A 15,861-nucleotide genomic window follows, 5' to 3' on the forward strand; every position below is an offset into this window, starting at 1 on the left:
GCCGACGCGGCCGCCGCTCAGGCGCCGACGGATTCCCCGGCGGCGTCGGTCTTCCGCGAGTACCACTCGACGAGGTTCCCTCCATCGAAGGACCGCACTGCGTCCAACCCGAACGCCGTCGGCGTGAAGCCGGGGCCGAACGCCGGCAGGCCGGCGCCGGCGACGACCGGGTAGCGCTTGATGACGAGTTCGTCGATCTCGTCGAGCAGCTGTCCGGCGAGGCGGCCGCCGCCCGCGAGGTAGATGTCGAGCGGCGAATCCTCGGCCTTGAGCGCGCGAACGGCTGCAAGCGGGTCATCCGCGATGACGGTGACGGCCGGGTCGGGCTGCTCGAGGTTCCGCGAGACCACGTACTGGCGCAGGTGCGGGTACGGCGAGGTGATGCCGAGCTGCAGCGCCGGATCGTACGTGCGCCGCCCCATGACGACGGTGTCGAAGCGCGTGGGCGCGGCATCCGTCGTTCCGAGCTGCGTGCGAACGTGGCCGGGCAGGGCATCGCCGTAGTCGCCCACCATCCAGGCCATGTAGTCGTCGGACCCGGGGAAGAAGTCGACCTCGTCGTCGGGGCCCGCGATGACGCCGTCGATGGAGAGGGAGATGTAGTAGACGAGCTTGCGCATGGGTGCTCCTTGTCGGCGGGAAGGTCGGGTCGGCGGGGCGGAATCGCCGCGGACGGCGCCGCAACCACTATACCCATCGTGGTTAGGATGGCACCATGGTGCGCAACCCGGAACGACGACGACAGCTCCTGGATGCCGCGGTCGAGGTGCTCGCGGGGCACGGCAGCCGCGGGCTCACCTTCGGTGCCGTCGACCGTGGGTCCGGTGCGCCGGCCGGCACCGCGTCGAACTACTTCGCGTCGCGCGACCAGCTCGTCGACGAGCTCGCGGCGCACGTCTTCGAGCGGCTCGCACCCGACCCGGTCGAGACCGAGCAGCGGATGGCGCGACCGCACTCCCGTGAGACCGAACGCGACCTCATGAACTGGCTCGTCGAGCGCGCGATGGCCGACCGCGCCGCCCACCTCGCGCTGTTCGAGCTGCGCCTGGAGGCGACCCGGAATCCGCGCCTCGCTCCGGCCGTGACCCGGCACTTCGCGGGCAACCTCGCGGCCGCGACCGCCGACCACGTCGGCGGGGGCTTCCCGGGCGACCGTTCGACGGTGCTGGTGCTGTACCTGGCGATGAACGGTCTGCTCCTCGAGCACCTGACCATGCCCGATCTGCTCGGCGACGAAGAGGTGGCGGGCGTCGTCGACCAGATCGTCAGCGCGATCGTTCCGGCGCGCTGATCGGGCGCAGTCCGAAAGGAACCGGCCCTCGACCTCGATGGCGCTGCACGGAAGGATGAGCAGGGAAGTCCACGAGAGAGCGGAGCAGTCCGATGACGATCACGCAATCCGACCGAGGCAGCGGGAACATCCTGGGCTTCGTCGTGTCCGGCGACGTGACGAAGGCCGACTACGAGATCCTGACGCCCGCGGTCGAGGCCGCGATCGAGGAGCACGGCACGGTGAAGCTGATGCTCGACCTCACCGACTTCCGGTGGGAGAAGGTCGGCGCCTGGAGCGCCGACCTGCATTTCGGCCGAGAGTTCCACGAGAAGATCGCCCGCATGGCGATCGTCGGCAACAGGAAGTGGGAGGAGCGCCTCGTGCATCTCGCCGCCCCGTTCTACGCCCAGGAGGCGGCGTACTTCGACGATCAGGATGCCGCGTGGGCCTGGCTGCGGAGCTGAGGCAACACGGGCGCCTGCCCCGGTGAGCTGAGGGCCGACCGGCATCGCCGGCATCCGTTCGCGACGAGTCGGCCGTCGGCCTCACCGACTCGGGTTGCGTGAGGCCGTCCCCTCGATCGTCGGAGCCGCTCCCGTCCCGCCCCGACGCCGCCGCAGGTAGGCGACCTCGGCCCGGTTCCCCGCGAGCTCGATCGCCCGGTCGTACGCCGCGCGCGCCTCCGCATCGCGGCCGACCCGACGCAACAGCTCCGCCCGCGACGCGTGGAACGCGTGATAGCCGTCGAGCGATCCGGCCAGGCCGTCGATGATCGTCAGCGCGGCATCCACCCCGTCGACCTCGCCGACCGCGATCGCGCGGTTGAGCGCGACGACCGGCGAGGGATCGAGCGGCACGAGCTGGTCGTACAACGCGACGACCTGCGACCAGTCGGTGTCGCGCGCGTCGCGCGCGTCGGTGTGCACGGCGTTGATCGCGGCGAGCAGCTGGTAGCGGCCGGGCGCCTCGCCCGACGCGAGTCGAGTGCGCACGAGTCGATGGCCCTCGGTGATGAGCGAGGCATCCCAGGTGTCGCGATCCTGCTCCGGGAGCGGTACGAGCGCGACGGGCGACTCGGGCGACTCGGGCGATCCGGGGGACCCGGGCGACCCGTCGACGGCGACCCGGGCGGGCCGCCGTGCCTCGATCAGCAGCATGAGCGCGAGCAGGCCGGTCACCTCGCCGTCGTAGGGCAGCAGCTCGTGGAGGAGCCGCGTCATCCGGATCGCCTCGCCGGTGAGGTCGGTGCGCACCGGGCCGGTGTCGGCGCCGGTGGCGAGGTAGCCCTCGTTGAAGACGAGGTAGAGCACGCCGAGCACGCCGGCGAGGCGCACCGGCAGGTCGTGGGCGGATGGCACGCGGTACGGGATGCCCGCTGCCGCGATCTTGTGCTTGGCGCGGGTGATCCGCCGGGCGACGGCACCCTCCTGCACGAGGAACGCCCGCGCGATCTCGGCGACCGTGAGCCCGCCGACCAGGCGCAGCGTGAGCGCGATGCGAGCCTCCATCGACAGCGCCGGATGGCAGCACGTGAAGACCAGCCGGAGCCGGTCGTCGTCGATCGCGCCGGTCGGCTCGGCGGGCGAGTCGTCCCGCAGCATCATCGCCTCCCGGTGCTTGTCGTCGCGCCTGTGCTCGCGGCGGATGCGGTCGATCGCCTTCCGGTTGGCGGTGGTGGTGAGCCACGCGCCGGGATTCGGCGGCACCCCGTCGCGCGGCCATCGCTCGACCGCCGTCGCGAAGGCCTCGGCCGCCGACTCCTCGGCGAGGTCGAGGTCGGCGAAGCGCCTGGCGAGCGAGGCGACCACGCGGGCCCACTCGTCGCGGTGGGCCCGTTCGAGGGCGGCGGATGCCTCGTCGGCGACGGCCCCGCTCACCCACTCACCTGCAGCGTCGGCCGCACTTCGAGGCGCCGGTTGCACGCCCTCGATCCGTCGGCCATGAGTGCGAGGGCGGCGTCGAGGTCGGGCGCCTCGATGATCCAGAGGCCGGCCATGTGCTCCTTCGACTCGATGAACGGCCCGTCGGTGAACACGGGCTGCTCGCCGCGCCCGTCGATGACGGTCGCCGTGCTGGGGGCCGCGAGCCCGGCGGCGAACACCCAGTTGCCGCCCTCGCGGAGACGCCGGTTGAACGCGGCGATCTCGACCATCTCCTCCGGCGTGCCGGAGTTCGTGCGGTCGTCGATCACGGAGACGAGGTACTGCATGGCGCTTCCTTCCCCTGGCCTTCCCTCAGGCATACTCCGGGCGACCGCCCGGCCGGTAGGTCTGCGCGACGATCCCGTTCGAGAACGTGCGCGCGTCGAGCAGTTCGAGTGCGACGTCGGGCCCGTCATCGGGGAACAGGCGGATGCCTCCGCCGCCGACGACCACCGGGAACACGATGAGCGTCAGTTCGTCGACGAGTCCGCGCGCCAGGAGCCAGCGGATGAGCTGGCCGCTCCCGTGCACCTGCAGCTCGCCGCCCGGCCCTGCCTTCAGTGCGCGAACGGATGCCTCGAGCGCGGCGCCGTCGTCCGCGCCCATGCCCGGCAGCACTGTCGTTCCGGCCCAGCTCGGCCCGGTGAGGCTGTCGGATGCCACGTACTTCGGCCTCCCGTTGAGCGAACGCACGAACGGGTCATCCGTGTCGTCCTTTCGCACCCCGCCCCAGTACGCGGCGAACAGGTCGTACGTGCGGCGGCCGAACAGGAACGCGTCGGCGCGCAGGTACGTCTCGGCGATGGAGGCGGTGGACTCGGGCTCGTCGAACGGCATCGCCCAGCCGCCGCGCGTGAAGCCGGGGTCGAGGTCGGGGTCGTTGCCGCCGTTCGCCTGCATGATGCCGTCGACGGTGACCTGGGTGTTGGTGATGAGCTTCATCGGTGGAATCCCTTCGTGGCCGGGCCCCGATGCGGTGGCCCTCACTGGTGCTACGAACGGAGGGGCCGCGATCGGACACTTCCGGCGACATCCGTACCATCGACGCATGTTCCTCGTTAGCGGGGTGATGGCCCGCGTCAGCGCCGCGACGCGAAGAACGCCGCGATGTCGCCCGCGACCACGTCGGGCACCTCGAGCGCAGCGAAGTGCCCGCCCTCGGGGAACCGGCTCCAGTGCATGATCGCGTCGTTGTCGCGCTCGGCGAACACCCGGATCGTCTGGAAGTCGTCGGCGAACACGGCGACACCCGTCGGCGAGTGGTTCACGGCGGGCTCGGTCTCGTCCTGCGCGTTCTCGTAGTACGCCCGGCTCATGCCGGCCGCCGAGTTGGTGAACCAGGCGATGCTGACGGCCGTGAGGATGGCGGGCAGCGGAACCTTCGACGTGCCGTTGCCGAACGACTCGAACAGCTCGCTGTAGGCCAGCAGCCCGACGGGCGAGTCGCTGAGCGCGGCCGCGATCGTCTGCGGACGCGACGCGTTCATGGTGTTGTAGCCGCCGACCTTCTGGAACCACTGCATGTGCTCGAGGCCCGCGTAGTCGGCCGGCTCGAGCCGCTCGAACTCGCTCGGGTCGCCCGAGGGGAACGAGAACAGCTGCAGCACGTGAAGGCCGAGGAAGCCCTCGGGCTCGAGCAGTCCGAGTTCGCGGGCGACGAGCGCGCCGTTGTCGGAGCCGTGGATGCCGTAGCTGTCGTACCCGAGGCGTCGCATGAGGGTGTCGTACGCACGGGCGACCCGCCGGATGTCCCAGCCCGACTCGCGGACCGGGTTCGAGAAGCCGAAGCCCGGGGCATCCGGGATCACGAGCGTGAACGCGTCCTCGGCGCGGCCGCCGTGCGCGACCGGGTCGACGAGGCGGTCGATGAGGTCGAGGTAGTCGGCGGATGACCCGGGGTAGGTGTGTGCGAGCAGCAGCGGCGTCGCGCCGGCGTGCGGCGAGACGACGTGGATGAAGTGGATCGGCTGCTCGTCGACCTCCGTGATGAAGTGCGGCACGGCATTGAGGCGCGCCTCGACGGCCCGCCAGTCGAAGGACTTCCACTGCTCGACGGCGGTCTGCAGGTAGTGGTTCGGGGTGCCGGTGGTCCAGTCGTCGCCCGGCGCGGCCTGGGGCAGGCGGGTGCGGGCGAGGCGGTCGGCGAGGTCGTCGAGGTCGGCCTGCGGCACGGCCACGGTGAAGGGGCGGATGTCGGTGTGCGATGTGGTGGTGTTCATGTCTCCGACGGTACGGTCGATAGCGGAAAGGATCGTTCCTGATGCGTGACGTTCGCCGGAGGCCGTCGTGACCGAGACCGCGGGCCGCCTGCTCGCCCTGCTCGGCCTGCTGCAGTCGCGCCCGACGTGGTCGGGCCCGCAGCTCGCCGAACGGCTCGGCGTCACGACCCGCACCATCCGCAACGACGTCGAACGACTCCGGGCGCTCGACTACCCCGTCGAGGCGACGCGCGGTTCGGTCGGCGGGTACCGGCTCGGCGCGGGCGGACGCCTTCCGCCGCTGCTCCTCGACGACGAGGAGGCGGTCGCCGTGGCCATCGGCCTCCGTGCGGCGACCGGCGTCTCGGGCGTCGGCGAGTCGAGCCGCCGCGCGCTCGCCAAGCTCGAGCAGGTGCTGCCGCCCCGCCTCCGCCCGACGGTCGAGGCCGTCGCGAGCGTCATCGACCGCGCCCCGGAGAACAACGACACGGATGCCCCCGACCCCGAGGTCGACCCCGACGTGCTCCGTGCGATCGCCACCGCCATCCGCTCGGTCGAGTGGCTGCGCTTCGACTACGACGGCGCGCCACGCCTCGTCGAGCCCTACCGGCTGCTCGCCTGGCTGCGGCGGTGGTACCTCGTCGCACGCGATCCCGAGTCGGGGGAGTGGGACGTCTTCCGCGCCGACCGGATGCGGCCGCGCATGCCGACGCGACGGCGCTTCGAACCGCGGCTCGTGCCCGGCGGCGACTACACCGCGTTCACCATGCGGCAGGTCGCGGTGAGCGGATGGAACGTGCACGCCCGCCTGCGCGTCGCGGCCGCGGCATCCGCTGTGCTCGACCGCATCCATCCCGCCGTCGGCATCGTCGAGGAGGTCTCGGCCGACGAGTCGATGCTCCTCACGGGCGCCGACAGCCTGGACACGGTCGCCGCGTACATCGGCATGCTCGGCATGGACTTCACCGTCGAATCGCCGCCCGAGCTGCGCGACCTGCTGCGCGTCTACGCCGACCGCTACCGCCGGGCGGCGGGAGGCTGAGGGACGCCGCGCGAGGCCCGTGCACGCCGCGGCGCCTCCTCGGCGTCCCACCGCGCCGCGATGTCGGTCGCATCCGCGTGCCGCTGCGGGTCGACGATGAGCACGAGCCGGCGGTCGTGGTCGCTGTACTGCACGCGGACGTCGATGCCGGCGTCGGCGAGCCGTCGGGTGAACGCGCCGAGCTGTCCGGGGCGGTCCTGGTCGAGTCGAAGCGCGACCACCTCGCTGACCGTGACCGGGCCGATGCCCGCCGATGACCGGCGACAGGACGATGCGGCCCACGCGCGCGGGGCTCTCCGACAGGTCCATGCGTAGGCGCGGTAGCCCGCCCCGGTCGATCCCGACCAGGCGAGGTGGGTGAGGGAGTCGTGTCTCATGAGGGTGACGCTACGCAGGAACGTTTCGGTGCGTGCCGAAGTGTCCAGGAGTACCGTCGAGGCATGCCGCGGGACTTCACCACGATCGGGCGCGCCTTGTCGGCGCCCGCCCGTTCGGACATCGTCAACATCCTGATGGACGGGTCGTCCCGGCCGGCGGGCGAGTTGGCGTCGGTCGCGGGCGTGAGCGCCTCGACCGCCAGCGAGCACCTGGCGGTGCTCGTCGAGGCGGGCATCCTCGTCGTGCAGGCGAACGGGCGTCGGCGCCTGTACCGGATCGCCGACGGCGGGATCGCCGCCGCGCTCGAGCAGCTCGGCCTGCTCTGCCCGCCCACCGAGGACCTCACCTACTACCGGGCGAGGGACGCGCGGCGGCTCGCCGATGCCCGCTTCTGCTACGACCACCTGGCCGGTCGGCTCGGCGTCGCGGTGACCGAGTCGATGAGCGTCGCCGGATGGCTCGGGGACGACCTCGCACTCACCGCCGGCGGCGACGCCGCGCTCGCCGAGCGCGGGATCGACCTCGCCGCGCTTCGGGCGGGGCGTCGACGGCTCACCCGCCCGTGCGCGGATTGGACGGAGCGGCGACCGCATCGGGCGGGGTCGCTCGGCGCGGCCGTCGCCGCCCGCTTCCTCGCGCAGCGCTGGATCGAGCGCGAGCTGCCGCGTACTGTGCGGATCACCCGCGCGGGCCGCATCGCCCTGACCGAGGAGTGGCGCGTGCCGGCGGACGCGTTGCCGTCACGGCGATGACGCGCGGCGCGGCGCCCGACCCGCCCGGTACGCGACCGCGTGGGAGCTCGAGGTCGGCGACGGGTGGCGCAGCCGTGAGCTGTACGTGACCGCGCTGAGACCGGGGGCCGCATCTCGCAAACCCCACCCGGCGGATGGTCCTAGTCGCAGGACTGAAGTCCCGGACGACATTCTCCGGCCGTCGCTACCGTGACGACGAGCCAGGAGGACCCACCCCAGCACAGGGCACGCCCCATGAGTGCCCCATATCGATGAACCCGGTAGGGAGAGACGATCATGGTCCAGGGACGAGGGGCCGGCGAGGCGCAGAGCGGGGTGTTCACCGTCATCGAGACGGTAACGGGGGATCCCGAGGCGAAACTCGAGTCGATCCGCGGTCGACGGTCGCGATTCGGCGGCCTTGCCGTAGGCATCGTTCTCGCTGTGGTCGGATTGATGCTGACGTGGCCCGCGACGGTCAGTGCAGCCAACGCGAGCTCTCCCACTGACCTGGCGGATGTCTGCGATCTGGCTGCGGTCTTGACGGACAGCGATCCCGAGGCGGCTATCGAGCTCATCGTCGCCGCGCGAGCGTCGGAGATCCCAGGTGCGACGGTGGCCAGGCGGACCGCGTGCTCGACACAGCTCGACGATGCTGCCGCGTCAGTGGCCCTTGGTACCGATCTCGCGCTCTCCGCCGAGGGAGCGTGCGCTGCCGCAGGTTCGCTCATCGCCTCGGGTCGAACAGAGGAGGCAAAGGCGATCCTCGAGGGCTCGAGCGAATCGGACGATGCATTCGAGCAGTGCCCAGACCTGTTCGAATCGGCTGACGCCGAACACAGCGTCCCCGCACCGTCACCTACGCCGAAAGACGCGGCGACCAGGTGGGACGACTTCGTCGAGGATGTGCTGACGCCATTCGCATCGACCGGAGCATTTCTCCTCGGAGCTTGGGCAGCGCTCCTCGTGCTCGCACGCTTGATCGCCTTCCTTCCCCACCTCCGTGACCGAGACGACTCGACCGCCGAGCGGCGCAAGGACCGCGCGATCGGAGGAGCGATCCTGCTGATCCTCGCCCCACCTCTGGCCTGGGTCGCATCGAGCGCGACGGCGGACGATCCGTGGGCCGGCTTCCTCTGGTTCGCGGCCATACTTCTCGGCCTCGGCGGAGTCGGCGCGTGGACGATCGCGTGGCCGTTGGCCACCAGCTCCCGGCTCAGCATCGAAGTGCCACCGAACGGTGACAAGACGGTGGACAGCTCCGTCGTCGCTGCAGCCGTGCGCGACATGTTGGGAACCGGGGCGACCGGTCTCGAGATCCCGATCGGGCCGGACGTCAAGGATGTCAGCGACGCTCTCACACAGCTCTCGGACAACAAGTGGACTGCGCTCCTTCAGAAGGTGTGGTTGTTCCTCACGAACATCCGACCGTGGCGCTTGACCGTGTCTGTGAAATCGGCCGACACGGCCTCCTACTCGATCGAGCGCAATGGTCGGCAGGTGGCGAGCGGCGATATCCGGGCAGCGAACGGCCGCTTGGGTGAGAAGACCGACGAAGGCGACTACCGGGATGGCTCGCGCATCGCCGCGTTCGCGGCGGCGGCACTTGTCGAGGCGCTGGCCGGGCGATACGAGGACATGAGGCCCGACTTGCACGGGGCGACCGTGGGGACCGGGATCGCCCTCCAGTACATCGCCTCGAAGGGGTACCAGTCGCCGGCGCATCGCGCCGCGGCGGTTCACCTGCTGGGCAAGGCAGTCGACGCTGATCTGGGTAACCGGGCAGCGATCTTCACACTGAAGCATCGTGAGTTCCGAGACGAGACGGCACCGGAGAAGCTCGCGGAGTACCGCGCATGGCTGAGCGCCTTCTGCAAGGAAGCCATGGAAAGGTCTCTGCCCACGCAGGCCAACCCCATCGACCTGAGAGAGCCGGCGGTTCGTTCGGCCTCATGGGTTCGAGACGACCTCATCGTTCGCGCGCTCACGATGTTCGGGGTGGTGAGCAGGAACATGCTGGCAGTCCCACGGCCGTCGGAGACCATCCCGACCTCGAGCATGCGTTCGGACTCGCTTGTGATCGCCGAATTCTTCGTGAAGCTGCTCGACGTGCGGAAAGAGCTTGACGAAGAACGGCGACGGAAGCTGGGCAGACGTGTGGATGTCGACCCTGCACCGGATGACCGGAAACGCAAAGTCCTCGCGGCAATCGACGTGGACCGCTTCAACATGCGGCCAGGTGAGTGCAGAGATCATGAGGCACCGAAAGTGGCCTATTCATTGGCGTGCCACTACGCGCAGTTCCCTGAGGGACAGTCGAGCGAGCACGACCCGTCCCTGAAGCTGCGGGACGAGATACCACGTCTCTTGATGCGTGCGTTCGCGGATTCGGATCTTCGGGAGTGGGCCAAGACGCAGGACCCCGAACTCGAGCCTCTGCGCGGCGATCCGACCTTCTCACGGCTCTTCGCCGGAGAACGCGATGGCCGGCTCACACGCGAGCCATTCCTCCGCTCATCCTTCCAGCTTCGCAAGGACGAGAGGACTGCGACATTGGACGGGCTCGCACGCGTCACCGCCGACGACGAGCTCGCCACCAAGCTCGGTCTGTCCGAGGCGCGACTGGGAAGCTTGGTACGAGCGGCGAAGATCGCACAGTTGCTGCCGCAGCAGTCACTGGATGGATTCGAGTGGGCCGGCCTCGAGTGGCTCTTCTACAAGCAGAGGCTCACCGTGGCCGCATTGCGCGACGCGGCAGGCGATCATCGGATTTCGGCCGCCCTGCATGCGGATCTGCGGAGCCACGGGTACGCCGGCTCCGCGGGTTCGGTGGAAGCGTGGTTGAAGGGGCTGTCCGAATCAGTGAAACCGTGAGTTCGTCCGCGGTGGCGGGCGACGCGTCGAACCGCTCGGCGTTGAATCCGCGCCCCGCGCATCAACACGCTTCGCCGTTTCCCAGTTTCACCACCAAGGGCGTTGCTTTCGAAATCTCGAGGACCGGCGTGTTCTCTCCGCTCACGTACTTGTTCACGAGCGAGGTCTCGTCCTCGATCGGCGCGCCGTTGTCCACGAGTACTTCGCGGATCTGGCCCGCCGCCACGGACGACGAGCAATCGGAGTGGAACGTGAGATTGCGGAACCCTGCGTCCTCGAGGTGCGCACGACCGGCGTTCTCACTCTGGTTGTAGACGTTCGGCACTCGCGCGTTCCCGTCCCAGAGCGGCACGAGAACAGGAGTGAGCCATGCCGCGAGGATGAAACCCGTCACCAGGACGATCAACGGGTAGACCAATCCATCCAGGAACGAGCGACCCGAGACGCCGGGTACATTCGCCATGATCGCCTCCCAAGGTTGACGTTCATGCCGGGTTCCGACGCGACGTCACGATCGCGGTCGTGATCACCGCATCGGACCCCGGATCACGGTCGATCGGTAACGGCAAGCCCGTGGTCCGCGACCGTGATGAGGTCGCCCGCCGTGAAGTCGCCGACCGTCACCGACGGCAGGGGCGGGCGCCATCCGGGGTCGTTGCGCAGGTACGACGACGGGTCCTTCTCGAGCAGGCCGAGGAACACCTCGGCGACGATGCGGCCGCCGGTCTGGCCGAGGTGCTGACCCTTCGCCTGCACCGAGGCCTCCTTGAGCACGTAGTACCAGAGGGGAGCCGGCCCGCCACCGGGAAGCCCGAGCTCGGTGTCGGTGAGCACGTCGAAGCCCATGTGTCGCGCGACATCCTGCCCCGATGGCAGCAGCAGCCGCGCACCACGTGTCAGGTTGCGTTCGATGAGCGAGGGACGGTCGCCGCCGATCTCGGGCGGCAGCTTCGTGAGCACGTCCGCGAGCTTGGTGTCGATGAGTCGCGAGGCCTGGCGGGCGTCCTTCCCAGCGCCGTCCACCTCGAAGAAGCGCGCCCACTCGATGGTCCACCCCGGCGGCAGGATGCGGAACCCGCCGAAATGGCCGAGCGGGTTGCCCGACACCGGGTCCGGAGTGAACGTCGGCAGCCCTGGCACGAGCGTGTTGAGCTTGTACCCGCCGCGGATCATCGAGTGCCCGAACCGGTACGCCGCGACCGAGAACTCGACCGGCATGTACGGGTTCTCGTGCCACTTGTAGAAGCGGCGGTCGACCTTCGGCACGGCGTACGACTCGTCGAAGACGTCCGCGTGCATGGAATCGCCGACGATGCGTCGCAGGAAGTCGTGCACCACGATCCACTGGTAGTGCCAACGGACGATGCGCTGCGCCGCCTCGAACGTGGTCTCGCTGCCCCGCTTCATCCCGTCGTCCGCTCCGACGAGGTCGACGACCGCGTTGTGGAACTTCAGCATGGTGAGCTGCCACTGGCTGACGAACGTGTTCTCGTCGTTGCGGGGGTCGCCGATCAACGCCGTGTTCTGGCTGTTGCGCGGCAGGTCGTCCTCGTTGTCGTGACGGCCGATCAGCATCTTGAGGCGGCCGGTGGCGAGGTCGTACAGGAACGGATCGTCGACGGGCCCGCGACCGTAGATGCAGTCGAGGTCGAACCGCGGGCTGCGGAAGTTGGTCAGCGCGTCGGGGTCGTTCTGCCGGTCGAGGCTCGACGCGGTGTCGAAGGTGACGTCGTGATCGACGAACTGGCCCAGGTAGGTGTACCCGGCGGGGATCCTGGGATTGTCGAGAGTGTCGTCGCGACCGGCGTCGCCCTCGGTCATCACGTCGGCGATCTCCGTGATGCGGTCGTCGGATGGCACGAACGGCGGGAGACGGAACATCCGGCCGAACTTGCCCTCGAACAGGCGCGAGCCCGGCAGGTAGTTGAGGCCGCGTTGCTCGTAGCCGTGGCCGCGCGCCGCGCGGCGCACGTACCCGAGGTCATGCGCCGTCGACGCTGCGGCGAAGAGCTGTTCCGTGGTCCGCGGTGCCTTCGGCAACGCGCTGCGATCGGGCTTCTCCGACTTCGACTTGCGGCTGCCGGACGCGTTGCTCGGCGTGGCCTTTGCGGGCGACATGAGGATGACCTCCCAGGGTGATCCATTGCGTGCGATGAATGCTGGGGGATCCGCGACGGCGGTAGGGCGCGGTGTGGTTCTCGTCGAGTCTGCTGTCTCGTGTCAGATGAGCAATGCTCAGAATAGGGGCGCGCGAGGGATTGGCGTGTCCCTCATCCGGGGGCTTTGTGTGATGGCCGGTGATCGTCGAAGAGCGGTGATCGGCGGCGCCGGTGCGCAGCCGTCGCGACGGCCGCGCGTGGACCGGTCCCGAGTCGATGAGCGTCGCCGGATGGCTCGGGGACGACCTCGCACTCACCGCCGGCGGCGACGCCGCGCTCGCCGAGCGCGGGAGCGACCTCGCCGCCCTGACCGAGGAGTGGCGCGTGCCAGCGGACGCGTTGCCGTCACGGCGTGCGGACCTGGGTCGGCGATGACCCCGATCGCATCGAGACCCCACCGTGCGCTTCGACGCCGACGGCATGCACGCCATCGGCGGCGCCCGCACCACGTGGTACGCGACCGCCGTGGGAGCTCGAGGTCGGCGACGGATGGCGCACCCGCGAGCTGCACGTGACCGCTCGCGGCTTCGGCCGGTGGCGCAGCCTCGACCTCGAGCGCTCGCCGCAGGGGAGTGGCGCGCCGAGGCGACGCAGACCGGTGACGCCGGCCTGCCGGATGCGGGGCTGGGCGACCCGGCGAGCGTTGCCGGGGCGCTCGACTGCGACCTCGGACTGTGCCCGCTCACGAACACGTTGCCGATCCGCCGCCTGGGGCTGCTCGACGCCGACGTGACCGAGACGCCGCTCGTCGTGGCATGGGTCGAGGTGCCGTCCCTGCGCGTCATCCGCAGCGAACAGACCTACGCGTCGACGACGGCCGGTGGCGGCAGCGACAACGTGATTCCGGCTCGGCGCTGCACCGCGCCGACCTCATGGGCGCCGAGCGGGCGGGGGAGTTGAGCTGGTACCGCGGCGGCAGCCTGCGCGAGACGGAGTCGTGGGTGGTGCCCGCGTTCGCGGCATCCCGCCCCCTGGTCGGCGACGTGCTCGACCTCGATCGCCTCGAACAGTGGTGGCGGGAGGCGCTCGCGCTGCCCGACTCGCCGGCGCCGCACGTCTGGCTCCACGGCGACCTGCGGCCGGGGAACCTGCTCGCCCACGATGGACGCCTGCACGCGGTCATCGACTTCGGTGCCCTCTCGGTCGGCGCGCCCGACGCCGAGCACGCCGCCGTCTGGGACCTCCCGCCGGTCGCCCGCCGCGCCTACTGGGAAGCGCTCGACCTCGACGAGCCGACGTGGCTGCGCGCCCGCGGCTGGGCGATCACGGTCGCGATGAGCGGCATCCCGTACTACTGGGACACGTTCCCGGAGTTCGTCGCCGAGTGCCTGGGGAGGCTCGAGGCGATCCTCGCCCACCGCGACGGGTGAGCGCCGCGCGTCACGGGCGCGGCCGGGTCAGTGCATGTTGTCGTTGCCGGTGACGTGCGTCGCGTAGCCCGAGCACCCCGCATCCTCCCATCGGTACGCGGCGCCGACGCCCGCGTCGCCGTACATCGCGAGCCACCACGCGTCGGTGCCGTCGTCCGTGGGGCCGAATCCCCTCTCCGCCATGCACGCGTCGACCACCTCGGTGAAGGCTGCGAACTCCTCCTCCCAGGTGAGCGCCTCGGGGTCGGGCTCGGGGAGGGGCGCCGAAAGGGGGGTGCCGGCTGCTCGGGCGACCGCCACCGCGTGGTCGCCGACGCCGACGCATCCGCGCCGCTGCCACTCGGAGGCGGGAACCGACCAGTCCTCGCGCGCCTCGCCGTAGAAGGCGTTCAGCCAGACGAGGGACTGCTCGAAGCTCAGTCCGCGGGGCTGCGCATCCTGGTTGAGCCAGGGCGCGGCGGGCAGGTACTCCACGCCCTTCCCGGCCATGCACTCGGCGATGACCTGCTCGCGGCCCATGTACTCCGAGCGGTCCTCGTCGGTCAGGAGCTCGGACGCGAACGCCTCCACGACCGGTCCCTCCGTGGGCGCCGAAGCGGCGGCGACCTCGTCCCCGCCCGAGGTCCCGGCGCCGGAGGCGACCTGCACCTGCGGCGCGTCGAAGAGGGAGTCGCCGAACGCGCCGGCGGCCGTGAGCGCGACCGCGCCGCCGCAGACGAGGATTGCGATCATCGCGACCGGAGCGGCCAGGCGACGGGCGTTCATCGCGATGCCCTGTCCGCCTCGGCGATTTCCCGCGGTGAACTCCACCATGCGGCGATCGAGAGGAAGAAGACGACGGCCGCGCCGGTCGCGATCCGGTTCAGGAACATCATCTGCGCGGTCGACGTCGAGAAGAACGCGGTGAAGCTCACGCTCGTCTCCATCAGGGCGTACGTCCCGAAGCGGACGAGCAGGTACGCCGCGACGGCGAGCAGGAGCCCGGCGACCGCGCGCCGACGCGCGACGACCAGCAGCCACGACCCGACCACCGCCAGGAGCAGGCCGACGACCGAGAGCTCCGCGACATCCGCTGCCCCGTGCCAGCCGCCGAGGACCATGCTGCGAGCGACACGCCAGACGATGAGGGCTCCCCAGCCGACGAGCGCGAGCGCGGCGAGGTGCGCGAGCGCCGGCATGGTGCGGGGGAAGGTGCCCCTCGGCGCTCCGATGGCAGCGCGCCGCAGGCGCGCCCCGCGCCACGTGAGGTCGGCAGGAATGCCGCGCAGCGCACGGCCGAGGATCGACCCGGTCGCCCCGGCGCCGGAGTGCTCGCGCTCCTCGAAGAGGTCGGACGCGATCTCGGCCCGGCGTGCGGTGGCGACCGCATCGGGAAGGTCGGCCGTGTACCAGTCGCACCAGCCGAGCACCGCCGAATCCACGCGGCCTGCGGTGCGGTGCCGGATGCGAGCGGATGCCGCGAGCTCGACCGCGTCGTCGGGCCCGAGCGTCACGGCGCTCATGCGAGGGCCGTCCGCGGGCTGGGCGCGAGCGCGGACCGCTGCCGAGTCTCAGCCCGATAGGTCTCCGCGCCGGCGCCGGTCACCCGGTAGAGCCGCCGCCGCGGCCGCCCCTCGCCTGCCGCGGCGACCGGGTCCTCCCACTCGGACTCGACGAGACCTCGCTCGGCAAGGCGACCGAGCGCCTTGTAGAGCGTGCCGTGGGCGGTGAGTGCGCTGGCACCGGCGCGATCAGCGAGGCGCTTCGCGAGCGCGAAGCCGTAGAAGTCGCCGTTCTCGAGCTGGAGGTCGATGCCGGCGGCGAGGATGTCGACCTCCAGATCGACCAGTCGCCCGTCCCGTCTGCGTGGCATGGAACCAGCATAGGAACCCGCCGCACGGATGTATAGGAAGATATCTGCCAGATTTATAGGAA

The 15,861-nt window shown here is 70.5% G+C and carries 19 protein-coding genes; 8 read left to right on the forward strand and 11 right to left on the reverse strand.

Translation table 11 applies throughout. From position 1 onward, the window contains the following. Positions 1-17 precede the first annotated feature (17 nt). Positions 18-620, reverse strand: coding sequence for a dihydrofolate reductase family protein (locus tag ACULK2_RS04045; protein WP_445968852.1), 603 nt, complete (start codon positions 618-620; stop codon positions 18-20). Positions 621-715: 95 nt separating this feature from the next. On the opposite strand from ACULK2_RS04045, the gene ACULK2_RS04050 reads away from it, so the two are divergent. Both ACULK2_RS04050 and ACULK2_RS04055 read left to right on the forward strand, forming a co-directional pair. After that, the gene (locus ACULK2_RS04050) at positions 716-1,291 is read left to right on the forward strand and encodes a TetR/AcrR family transcriptional regulator (RefSeq protein WP_445968851.1); all 576 of its coding nucleotides are present in this window, start codon (positions 716-718) and stop codon (positions 1,289-1,291) included. 92 nt (positions 1,292-1,383) lie between these two features. Then, entirely contained in the window at positions 1,384-1,737 is a 354-nt protein-coding gene (locus ACULK2_RS04055; protein ID WP_445968850.1) for a SpoIIAA family protein, read from the forward strand. Positions 1,738-1,818: 81 nt separating this feature from the next. Here the strand turns inward: ACULK2_RS04055 and ACULK2_RS04060 are convergent, their stop codons facing one another. The 4 genes from ACULK2_RS04060 to ACULK2_RS04075 form a co-directional block, all read right to left on the reverse strand. Continuing rightward, positions 1,819-3,150 carry an RNA polymerase sigma factor gene (locus ACULK2_RS04060; protein ID WP_445968849.1) on the reverse strand — a complete coding sequence of 444 codons (1,332 nt, stop codon included), beginning with the start codon at positions 3,148-3,150 and terminating at the stop codon, positions 1,819-1,821. Continuing rightward, the gene (locus tag ACULK2_RS04065) at positions 3,147-3,482 is read right to left on the reverse strand and encodes a YciI family protein (RefSeq protein ID WP_445968848.1); all 336 of its coding nucleotides are present in this window, start codon (positions 3,480-3,482) and stop codon (positions 3,147-3,149) included. The genes ACULK2_RS04060 and ACULK2_RS04065 overlap by 4 nt, the downstream gene beginning before the upstream one ends. A gap of 25 nt (positions 3,483-3,507) precedes the next feature. Continuing rightward, positions 3,508-4,137, reverse strand: coding sequence for a dihydrofolate reductase family protein (locus ACULK2_RS04070; RefSeq protein WP_445968847.1), 630 nt, complete (start codon positions 4,135-4,137; stop codon positions 3,508-3,510). Positions 4,138-4,274: 137 nt separating this feature from the next. Further along, complete coding sequence (locus ACULK2_RS04075) at positions 4,275-5,414, reverse strand: epoxide hydrolase family protein (RefSeq protein ID WP_445968846.1); 1,140 nt, start codon at positions 5,412-5,414, stop codon at positions 4,275-4,277. A gap of 67 nt (positions 5,415-5,481) precedes the next feature. On the opposite strand from ACULK2_RS04075, the gene ACULK2_RS04080 reads away from it, so the two are divergent. Beyond that, positions 5,482-6,435: a helix-turn-helix transcriptional regulator gene (locus ACULK2_RS04080; protein WP_445968845.1), complete on the forward strand. Its 954-nt coding sequence runs from the start codon at positions 5,482-5,484 to the stop codon at positions 6,433-6,435. Here ACULK2_RS04080 and ACULK2_RS04085 read toward each other — a convergent pair. Then, a complete protein-coding gene (locus tag ACULK2_RS04085) occupies positions 6,411-6,812 on the reverse strand; it encodes a hypothetical protein (RefSeq protein ID WP_445968844.1) in 402 nt (133 codons plus the stop codon). The genes ACULK2_RS04080 and ACULK2_RS04085 overlap by 25 nt on opposite strands. A 63-nt stretch (positions 6,813-6,875) precedes the next feature. On the opposite strand from ACULK2_RS04085, the gene ACULK2_RS04090 reads away from it, so the two are divergent. Together ACULK2_RS04090 and ACULK2_RS04095 are read left to right on the forward strand one after the other, a co-directional pair. Continuing rightward, the gene (locus ACULK2_RS04090; protein ID WP_445968843.1) at positions 6,876-7,565 is read left to right on the forward strand and encodes an ArsR/SmtB family transcription factor; all 690 of its coding nucleotides are present in this window, start codon (positions 6,876-6,878) and stop codon (positions 7,563-7,565) included. 276 nt (positions 7,566-7,841) lie between these two features. Next, positions 7,842-10,418, forward strand: coding sequence for a hypothetical protein (locus tag ACULK2_RS04095; RefSeq protein WP_501044958.1), 2,577 nt, complete (start codon positions 7,842-7,844; stop codon positions 10,416-10,418). Positions 10,419-10,479: 61 nt separating this feature from the next. On the opposite strand, the gene ACULK2_RS04100 is transcribed toward ACULK2_RS04095, so the two are convergent. Together ACULK2_RS04100 and ACULK2_RS04105 are read right to left on the reverse strand one after the other, a co-directional pair. After that, entirely contained in the window at positions 10,480-10,881 is a 402-nt protein-coding gene (locus ACULK2_RS04100; RefSeq protein WP_445968841.1) for a hypothetical protein, read from the reverse strand. A gap of 83 nt (positions 10,882-10,964) precedes the next feature. After that, entirely contained in the window at positions 10,965-12,536 is a 1,572-nt protein-coding gene (locus tag ACULK2_RS04105) for a peroxidase family protein (RefSeq protein WP_445968840.1), read from the reverse strand. Between the two features lie 212 nt (positions 12,537-12,748). Here ACULK2_RS04105 and ACULK2_RS04110 point away from each other — a divergent pair, with 212 nt between their 5' ends. The 3 genes from ACULK2_RS04110 to ACULK2_RS04120 all read left to right on the forward strand — a co-directional run bounded on the left by ACULK2_RS04110 (position 12,749) and on the right by ACULK2_RS04120 (position 13,947). Further along, positions 12,749-12,952 (forward strand): hypothetical protein, encoded by a 204-nt coding sequence (locus tag ACULK2_RS04110; protein ID WP_445968839.1) that lies wholly within the window; start codon positions 12,749-12,751, stop codon positions 12,950-12,952. A gap of 159 nt (positions 12,953-13,111) precedes the next feature. After that, positions 13,112-13,477 carry a putative glycolipid-binding domain-containing protein gene (locus ACULK2_RS04115; RefSeq protein WP_445968838.1) on the forward strand — a complete coding sequence of 122 codons (366 nt, stop codon included), beginning with the start codon at positions 13,112-13,114 and terminating at the stop codon, positions 13,475-13,477. Further along, positions 13,474-13,947 (forward strand): phosphotransferase, encoded by a 474-nt coding sequence (locus tag ACULK2_RS04120; protein ID WP_445968837.1) that lies wholly within the window; start codon positions 13,474-13,476, stop codon positions 13,945-13,947. Before ACULK2_RS04115 ends, ACULK2_RS04120 begins: the two co-directional genes overlap by 4 nt. 27 nt (positions 13,948-13,974) lie before the next feature. Here the strand turns inward: ACULK2_RS04120 and ACULK2_RS04125 are convergent, their stop codons facing one another. Genes ACULK2_RS04125 through ACULK2_RS04135 form a run of 3 tightly spaced genes read right to left on the reverse strand, consistent with a single transcriptional unit; the run spans position 13,975 to position 15,799 of the window. Continuing rightward, positions 13,975-14,760, reverse strand: a complete 786-nt coding sequence (locus ACULK2_RS04125) for a hypothetical protein (protein ID WP_445968836.1) — start codon at positions 14,758-14,760, stop codon at positions 13,975-13,977. Next, the gene (locus tag ACULK2_RS04130; protein WP_445968835.1) at positions 14,709-15,449 is read right to left on the reverse strand and encodes a hypothetical protein; all 741 of its coding nucleotides are present in this window, start codon (positions 15,447-15,449) and stop codon (positions 14,709-14,711) included. Before ACULK2_RS04130 ends, ACULK2_RS04125 begins: the two co-directional genes overlap by 52 nt. Continuing rightward, positions 15,446-15,799 carry a PadR family transcriptional regulator gene (locus ACULK2_RS04135; RefSeq protein ID WP_445968834.1) on the reverse strand — a complete coding sequence of 118 codons (354 nt, stop codon included), beginning with the start codon at positions 15,797-15,799 and terminating at the stop codon, positions 15,446-15,448. Before ACULK2_RS04135 ends, ACULK2_RS04130 begins: the two co-directional genes overlap by 4 nt. Positions 15,800-15,861: the final 62 nt, after the last annotated feature.

Source organism: Agromyces molybdatiresistens (assembly GCF_052748445.2).

Excerpts from the sequence above, each read along its gene's own strand:
- ACULK2_RS04045 (WP_445968852.1), bottom strand. The coding sequence starts at position 620 with ATGCGCAAGCTCGTCTACTACATCTCCCTCTCCATCGACGGCGTCATC.
- ACULK2_RS04050 (WP_445968851.1), top strand. The coding sequence starts at position 716 with ATGGTGCGCAACCCGGAACGACGACGACAGCTCCTGGATGCCGCGGTC.
- ACULK2_RS04055 (WP_445968850.1), top strand. The coding sequence starts at position 1,384 with ATGACGATCACGCAATCCGACCGAGGCAGCGGGAACATCCTGGGCTTC.
- ACULK2_RS04065 (WP_445968848.1), bottom strand. The coding sequence starts at position 3,482 with ATGCAGTACCTCGTCTCCGTGATCGACGACCGCACGAACTCCGGCACG.
- ACULK2_RS04070 (WP_445968847.1), bottom strand. The coding sequence starts at position 4,137 with ATGAAGCTCATCACCAACACCCAGGTCACCGTCGACGGCATCATGCAG.
- ACULK2_RS04075 (WP_445968846.1), bottom strand. The coding sequence starts at position 5,414 with ATGAACACCACCACATCGCACACCGACATCCGCCCCTTCACCGTGGCC.
- ACULK2_RS04085 (WP_445968844.1), bottom strand. The coding sequence starts at position 6,812 with ATGAGACACGACTCCCTCACCCACCTCGCCTGGTCGGGATCGACCGGG.
- ACULK2_RS04090 (WP_445968843.1), top strand. The coding sequence starts at position 6,876 with ATGCCGCGGGACTTCACCACGATCGGGCGCGCCTTGTCGGCGCCCGCC.
- ACULK2_RS04095 (WP_501044958.1), top strand. The coding sequence starts at position 7,842 with ATGGTCCAGGGACGAGGGGCCGGCGAGGCGCAGAGCGGGGTGTTCACC.
- ACULK2_RS04100 (WP_445968841.1), bottom strand. The coding sequence starts at position 10,881 with ATGGCGAATGTACCCGGCGTCTCGGGTCGCTCGTTCCTGGATGGATTG.
- ACULK2_RS04105 (WP_445968840.1), bottom strand. The coding sequence starts at position 12,536 with ATGTCGCCCGCAAAGGCCACGCCGAGCAACGCGTCCGGCAGCCGCAAG.
- ACULK2_RS04125 (WP_445968836.1), bottom strand. The coding sequence starts at position 14,760 with ATGGTGGAGTTCACCGCGGGAAATCGCCGAGGCGGACAGGGCATCGCG.
- ACULK2_RS04130 (WP_445968835.1), bottom strand. The coding sequence starts at position 15,449 with ATGAGCGCCGTGACGCTCGGGCCCGACGACGCGGTCGAGCTCGCGGCA.
- ACULK2_RS04135 (WP_445968834.1), bottom strand. The coding sequence starts at position 15,799 with ATGCCACGCAGACGGGACGGGCGACTGGTCGATCTGGAGGTCGACATC.